The organism is Methyloceanibacter sp. (assembly GCF_035650995.1).
Lineage (GTDB): Bacteria > Pseudomonadota > Alphaproteobacteria > Rhizobiales > Methyloligellaceae > Methyloceanibacter.
Genome location: NZ_DASRGO010000165.1, coordinates 1 through 6,075, shown reverse-complemented (window position 1 = coordinate 6,075; position 6,075 = coordinate 1). Strand labels below are relative to the sequence as shown.

The 6,075-nt window shown below is 63.2% G+C and carries 8 protein-coding genes; 5 read left to right on the top strand and 3 right to left on the bottom strand.

The annotated features are described in order from the left end of the window. Positions 1-710: hypothetical protein (locus tag VFB18_RS12625; RefSeq protein WP_324975782.1), on the bottom strand; the 710-nt coding region annotated here is incomplete at its 3' end. Positions 711-909: 199 nt separating this feature from the next. Here VFB18_RS12625 and VFB18_RS12620 point away from each other — a divergent pair. Then, positions 910-1,728: a hypothetical protein gene (locus VFB18_RS12620; protein ID WP_324975780.1), complete on the top strand. Its 819-nt coding sequence runs from the start codon at positions 910-912 to the stop codon at positions 1,726-1,728. Between the two features lie 17 nt (positions 1,729-1,745). Here VFB18_RS12620 and leuB read toward each other — a convergent pair whose 3' ends face one another. Further along, entirely contained in the window at positions 1,746-2,846 is a 1,101-nt protein-coding gene (gene leuB / locus VFB18_RS12615; RefSeq protein WP_324975785.1) for a 3-isopropylmalate dehydrogenase, read from the bottom strand. 156 nt (positions 2,847-3,002) lie between these two features. Here leuB and VFB18_RS12610 point away from each other — a divergent pair, with 156 nt between their 5' ends. Both VFB18_RS12610 and VFB18_RS12605 read left to right on the top strand, forming a co-directional pair. Next, positions 3,003-3,422: a hypothetical protein gene (locus VFB18_RS12610; RefSeq protein WP_324975778.1), complete on the top strand. Its 420-nt coding sequence runs from the start codon at positions 3,003-3,005 to the stop codon at positions 3,420-3,422. Between the two features lie 144 nt (positions 3,423-3,566). Further along, positions 3,567-4,655 carry a sensor histidine kinase gene (locus VFB18_RS12605; protein ID WP_324975776.1) on the top strand — a complete coding sequence of 363 codons (1,089 nt, stop codon included), beginning with the start codon at positions 3,567-3,569 and terminating at the stop codon, positions 4,653-4,655. Between the two features lie 43 nt (positions 4,656-4,698). Here VFB18_RS12605 and leuD read toward each other — a convergent pair whose 3' ends face one another. Continuing rightward, on the bottom strand, positions 4,699-5,304 hold the full coding sequence (leuD, locus tag VFB18_RS12600) for a 3-isopropylmalate dehydratase small subunit (RefSeq protein WP_324975774.1): 606 nt from the start codon (positions 5,302-5,304) through the stop codon (positions 4,699-4,701). Positions 5,305-5,454: 150 nt separating this feature from the next. Between leuD and VFB18_RS12595 the strand changes: the two genes are divergently transcribed. Both VFB18_RS12595 and VFB18_RS12590 read left to right on the top strand, forming a co-directional pair. Further along, on the top strand, positions 5,455-5,850 hold the full coding sequence (locus VFB18_RS12595) for a PH domain-containing protein (RefSeq protein WP_324975773.1): 396 nt from the start codon (positions 5,455-5,457) through the stop codon (positions 5,848-5,850). Between the two features lie 4 nt (positions 5,851-5,854). Continuing rightward, the coding region (locus tag VFB18_RS12590) for a hypothetical protein (RefSeq protein ID WP_324975770.1) at positions 5,855-6,075 on the top strand (221 nt) is incomplete at its 3' end.

Genomic DNA, 6,075 nt, shown 5'->3' with positions numbered 1-6,075 from the left:
ACCTCGGCGCATTTCCGCGCGGTGAACGCGTTCACCATGCGCACCACTTCGGGCCCGAGCACGTTCGCCTGGTTATCGAGCCCGGTGCCGGCATAGACGAGCGGATAGATCAGGAGCGGCGCCGACGCCTCGCCCCAGTTCATCCTGGCCTCGGTCGCCTTGCCGTCCTTGAAGGCAACTTTGGGTGCGAGTGTGACCGTGATTGCGTAGGGTTCGCCGCCGTCCTTCTTGGCGAGCGTGCAGCTCACCCTTTGCGGATCGAGCGCGACCTCGTACTCTGGCTGGCTCATCGCCTTGGCGAGCGCGGCGCGCTTGATCTCGAGCTTCGACCGGCACACCGCCTTGCCCCACGGCCAGTCGATCTTGCCGCCAAGCATCTTGACGATGTCCTCCTCGCGCCAGGTCTTGGTGATGTCGCACGACACGTCCTCGCCGTTCGGATCGCGCGTGGCGAGGATGTCGCAGATCGTCTTCTTGCAGGCCTTGCGCGCCTCCTTCTCCGCCTTTTCCTCGGGCGTCAGCTCGCGCTTGTCGGCATCGGTGAGGGGTGTGGTCTCGGGTTGGGCCGCTGCTCTTGGCGCCGGCGCAACTGCAGGGGGCGCGGCTTCACTCGGCTGCGCCGCGCCCGTGCCGGACTCCTCGGCCGCGACCGTGCTCAGAGTCGCCGCGAAGACCATGAGCGCTGCGGCAAGCGGGGCCGTTCCCTGCATCGTCATGTCCTCCCTAAGAACGGCGCCACATCGCCAATGGAGGCGCGGAGTATCGTCCTTGGCCTGAGCGGGTGTCTAGAGATGCTGCATCGCATGTTGAATGGCGTTCATGGTCCGGGCTGAGAACTTTTCACGACGCTCATGTGACGGGTCCGCTAGGCTCCTTAAGGCGGTTGCAGATTGGGGGGAGGCGCTGCCTATGCGCTTTTGTCATGCCATCGCGCCTTGGCGGCTCGTCATCTGTCTTGGCATCGCTTGTTTTCTGCTCGCGCTCGGGGGCACGCCCGCGAGCGCCCAGTTCTATGTGCGCTCGCCCGACGTGGACAAGGGCGAGACCGAGCTCGAGGAGCATGGAGCCGTCTTTAGCGGACCTGGCGAAGACGAGCGTCTAAGGCAATCCCATGAAGTCGAGGCCAAGTACGGGTTCACCGACAAATGGGAGGGGATCGTCGAGGGCTTCTTCGATCAGGAGATCGGGGGCGACCTGAAGGCCCAGCAATTCGAGCTTGGCGGCCAATATGAGATCATCGAGCGCGAGGAGGGTGACGGCGTGGGACTTGGCTTCCGCGCGATCTACGAGCTTGGGCTTCAGGATCATTCGCCCGACGAAATTCAGTTCGGTCCGCTGGCGAAATGGGTGAGCGGCCGCAACTCGGCGATGATCAATACCTTCTTCGTCGGGCAGGTCGGGAACAACGTCGAGATCGATTCGCTCGAGTTCCAATTGAATTGGCAGGTGAAGCGGGAGTTCACCGAGCACCTCGCCGTAGGCATCGAGGGCTTCAGCGAGATCGAGGACCTGGCGCATGCGGGGTCCTTCGATGAGCAGCTGCACCGCGTCGGTCCCGTGGTGTATTGGGAGCTGGGCGAGAAAGAGAGCGAGGAAGATGCGCGCAGCCCGGAACGCGCCGAGCGCCCAGAGGGAGTTGAATGGGACCTCGCCGCCGGCGCGTTGTTCGGACTATCCGACGCGACGTCGGACGTCACCTTCAAATTCGACATCGAGGCCGAATTCTAGCGGGAGACGGCGCTAACCTAAGCGCCGAGCGCGGTGAGGATGGCCTCGCCCATCTCGCGGGTGCCCACGGTGCGGCAGCCCTCCTGCTTGATGTCGCCGGTGCGGTAGCCCTGATCGAGCACCGAAGCGATCGCGCGCTCGATCCTGTCGGCGGTGTCGGCCATGTCGAAGGAATAACGCAGGCACATGGCGAAGCTCGCGATGGTGGCGATCGGATTGGCGACGCCCTTGCCGGCGATGTCCGGCGCCGAGCCGTGCACCGGCTCGTAGAGCGCACGGCGGCGCCCGTTGGCGTCGGCCGCGCCGAGCGAGGCGGAGGGCAGCATGCCGAGAGAGCCCGTGGCCATCGCCGCCTCGTCGGACAGAACGTCGCCGAACAGATTGTCGGTGACGATCACGTCGAACTGCTTCGGCGCGCGCACGAGCTGCATGGCGCAATTATCGGCGAGGATGTGCTGGAGCTTAACGTCGGCGTAGCGCTCCTTGTGCAGACGCGTGACCACCTCGTTCCACAATACGCCTGTCTTCATCACGTTGCGCTTCTCGGCAGAGTGCACGAGGTTCCTGCGCTTGCGCGCAAGCTCGAAGGCGACGGCGGCGATGCGCTCGATCTCGTAGGTGTCGTAGACTTGGGTGTCGATGGCGCGCTTCTGGCCGCCCCCGAGATCGACGATGGTCTTGGGCTCGCCGAAATAGACGCCGCCCGTCAGCTCACGCACGATCATGATGTCGAGGCCCTCGACCAGCTCGCGCTTGAGCGATGAGGCGTCGGCAAGCGCGGGATAGCAGATGGCTGGCCTAAGATTCGCGAATAGCTCGAGGTCCTTGCGTAAGCGAAGCAGCCCGGCCTCGGGGCGCTTCTCGTAAGGAACGCCGTCCCATTTCGGGCCGCCCACGGCGCCGAGCATAACGGCATCGGCGGCGAGCGCCTGTTTCATGGTGGCGTCGGAGATCGCTTCGCCGTGGGCGTCGTAGGCGCAGCCGCCGACGAGGTCGGTCTCGGTGTCGATGCTGGCAAGGCCTTGGGCATTGATCCAGCCGACGATGCGCTCGACCTCAGCCATGACCTCGGGACCGATGCCGTCGCCGGGGAGAAGCAAGAGATTGAAGGATTTCATTTGGGCCATTGTCATTCCAAAGCTATTCGTCATGCCCGGCCTTGTGCCGGGCATCCACGATTTCTCTTGCGCAGGACAAGCCGAAAGACGTGGATGGCCGGGACAAGCCCGGCCATGACGAGAATTGGTAACGGGATTGCCTAGCGGGAGAGCGAAATGCTGACAAGGGTGCTGTTTGCCTTGATGCTGGCGGGCGCCGGGCTCGGGGCGGCGAGGGCCGAGGAGTCCAAGATCGTGGCCTTAGGCCTCTCGGCGCGCGAGGTAACGGTCGACGACCTCGCCAAGGGCACGCCGCCGGTGCCGAAATTCAACACGCCGGCCGTCGCCTATGTGCTGGCCTCGGACCTTAAGAAGGGCGATACCGTGGAGGTCTCGCTGGCGAACGGCGAGGGACCGCTTATCACCAACAGCGAAACGCTGCCCGAGGACAAGGAGACCCATCTGCTTCAGGCGGGCAAGCGCGCGGTGCCGGCGGGCGGCTGGCCGCAGGAATGGGAGTACTCAGCTCAGGTGAAGATCACGCGCGGCGGTAAGACGCTGATCAAGCAGTCCACCGACCCGATACCCTTTGAGTAGCGGGCGGAGTCGCTACCATAAGGCTCGCGCTCGAAGCAGGTTCTCTTGGTCTCACCCGAGATATCGGTTGAGGCGATCCGGTGCCCGCCTGTATATTGAGGTGGGGCGACTGGCAGGGGGAAACAACCTATCAACGGACCCCCGATGAGCAACGCGTGCCCTGAGCCGGGCAGTTCGGCATCCGATCCTCCGGCAGAACCAGCCGAATTCCTCAACTCACTCGAGCTATCGAACGAGATCGAGTTCGAGGAGTTCAGGAAGTTTCTTGATCATCTCCCGATAGCGGTGATGGTCTCGAAGCTTAGGCGGGGCGCGCAGCGCATCGTCTACACCAATACGGCCTTTCAGGCGCTGACCGGCCGCTCGGCATCGGAGTTGAAGGAGGGCGACTGGTCCCTTCTCCGGAGTTTTCGCCACGAAGACGACAGCGAGTTGACGCTGGACCGCGCCCTCATCGACTGCGACGATTATGTGGGGACATTTGAAGCGGAATCGCCGAGGCATGTGATTGTCGAGGTGTATGCCGGCATCATCCAGGACGAGGCGTCCGCGGAAAGATATCGGATTGCCGCGCTGATAGATGTGACCGAGCGCGCGCGCGCCCAGCGCGAGGAATTCGCGCGCGCGATCCGCGACAAAGACCTCTTGCTGAAAGAGCTTCAGCACCGGGTAAAGAACAACCTGCAACTCATCACCGCATTAATCCGGCTGGAGGCCCGTGCGGAGCGCAACGGAGACAAGGTCAACCTCGATCGCCTCGCCGGCCGCATCGAGTCCCTGCAGGTTCTGTACGAGGCATTATCGTCGGGCGGCGTAGGACAGGACATCGACCTCGGCCAATATCTGAGCCAGATCGCGGCCGGCGTGATGCGGGCGCATGCCGTCGACGGTATCCGTCTCGACGTCAAGGTCGAATCCGTACCTGTGTCGATCAATATCGCCATGCCGGTCGGACTCGCCGTAAACGAGTTGCTGACCAACGCTTTCAAATATGCATTTGAGCAGAGCGAGAGCGGCGTGATCAGCCTGGAGTGCCTTCGAGAAGAGCCTAACGTCTATCGCGTGACGGTGGCCGACAACGGTAAAGGCCTGCCGCCGGGAGCAAGCTGGCCGACGGAAGGGAAGCTTGGCGCGCTCATCATGCAAACCTTGCGGGAGAACGCCAAAACAGAGCTATCCGTGAAATCGCAACCCGGCTGCGGTACGCGGGTTTCGATCAGGTTTGCCTATTAGTCGCAGGGCCGCGCAGGCCTCGCCGCTAATCGCAGAAAAGGCGCTAAGCCCAGGGGCGCTCGTGGCGCGAGCGCTGCTCGAAGGCCGCGATCGCATCAGCCTTCTCGAGCGTGAGCCCGATGTCGTCGAGACCTTCCATCAGACAGCGCTTGCGGAAGGGATCGATGTCGAACTTGATCACCCCACCGTCGGGCCCCCTGATCTCCTGCGCCGCCAGATCGACGGTGATGGTGGCGTTCGCCCCGCGCGAGGCGTCGTCGACCAGCTTGTCGATCTCCGCTTGCGGCAGCGTGATGGGCAGAATGCCGTTCTTGAAGCAGTTGTTGTAGAAGATGTCGGCGAAGGACGGCGCGATGATGCACCTGAAGCCGAAATCGAGCAGCGCCCAGGGGGCGTGCTCGCGCGAGGAGCCGCAACCGAAATTCTCGCCGGTGATGAGGATCACCGCCTTGTCGTAAGGCGCCCTGTGCAGCACGAAGTCGGGGAGGGGGTTGCCCTTCTCGTCGTAGCGAAGCTCGGCGAACAGGCCTCGGCCCAAGCCCGTGCGTTTGATGGTCTTGAGATACTGCTTGGGAATGATCATGTCGGTGTCGACATTGATCATGGGGAGATGGGCGGCGATGCCGGTCAGCGTGGTGAATTTCTGCATGTCGAGCCTCGTTCGGATAGGGGCTATTTAGCCTTCCGGCAGGGGACTTTCCAGCCGCAATGCTTCCCGGAGCTGCGCCATATCTTCGCTTTTCAGCGATTGGGGCAAAGATTAAGGTCGCGCGTCCGAGGGAAAGAGGGAGCTTTCGCCATGAACGGCAAGGTGGTGTACGAGGCGCATCCCGCCATGTTCCGGGCGCACCCGTTCTGGTTCATCGGCTGCGTGGTCCTCATCCCGGCCTTCGGCATCGGCGTCCTGCTCCTGCTCTATTGGTACATCCACACGCGCCAGACGGCGCTCACCGTCACCGAGAACGAGCTGCTCTACGAGAAAGGGATTCTGAGCAAGGACCGCACCTCGGTGTCGCTCAAGCACATACGCGCCGTGCACGTGACGCAAGGGTTCCTCAACCGCATTCTCGGTGTCGGCACGGTCCAGGTCTCGACTGCGGGCGACCAGCCGGAATTCACGGTGAAGGACATGCCCGATCCCGGCGAGATCAGAGAGGCGATCTCGAGGGCGCAAGACGAGAGCTACAAGGAGTAGCTTGATGCCGAGCCAGCACGACGATCGCGACCGCAAGGAAGCGGCGCGGCTCTTGCTCGCAGCGGCGATCGCGATCCTCCTCCTGATCGTGATCTGCGGCGCTGGGGCCTATCTCTTGATGGACGCCGGTCAATCGGATCCGTTCTCGGCCGGGCTCGGGCTCAAGGGTGCGGCGATCATCTCCTTCGGCGTGTCGCTCGTTTTGATCCTGGTGATGGCGGTCGT

Coding starts and splice junctions, on each gene's coding strand:
- VFB18_RS12620 (WP_324975780.1), top strand. CDS start 910: ATGCGCTTTTGTCATGCCATCGCGCCTTGGCGGCTCGTCATCTGTCTT.
- leuB (WP_324975785.1), bottom strand. CDS start 2,846: ATGAAATCCTTCAATCTCTTGCTTCTCCCCGGCGACGGCATCGGTCCC.
- VFB18_RS12610 (WP_324975778.1), top strand. CDS start 3,003: ATGCTGACAAGGGTGCTGTTTGCCTTGATGCTGGCGGGCGCCGGGCTC.
- VFB18_RS12605 (WP_324975776.1), top strand. CDS start 3,567: ATGAGCAACGCGTGCCCTGAGCCGGGCAGTTCGGCATCCGATCCTCCG.
- leuD (WP_324975774.1), bottom strand. CDS start 5,304: ATGCAGAAATTCACCACGCTGACCGGCATCGCCGCCCATCTCCCCATG.
- VFB18_RS12595 (WP_324975773.1), top strand. CDS start 5,455: ATGAACGGCAAGGTGGTGTACGAGGCGCATCCCGCCATGTTCCGGGCG.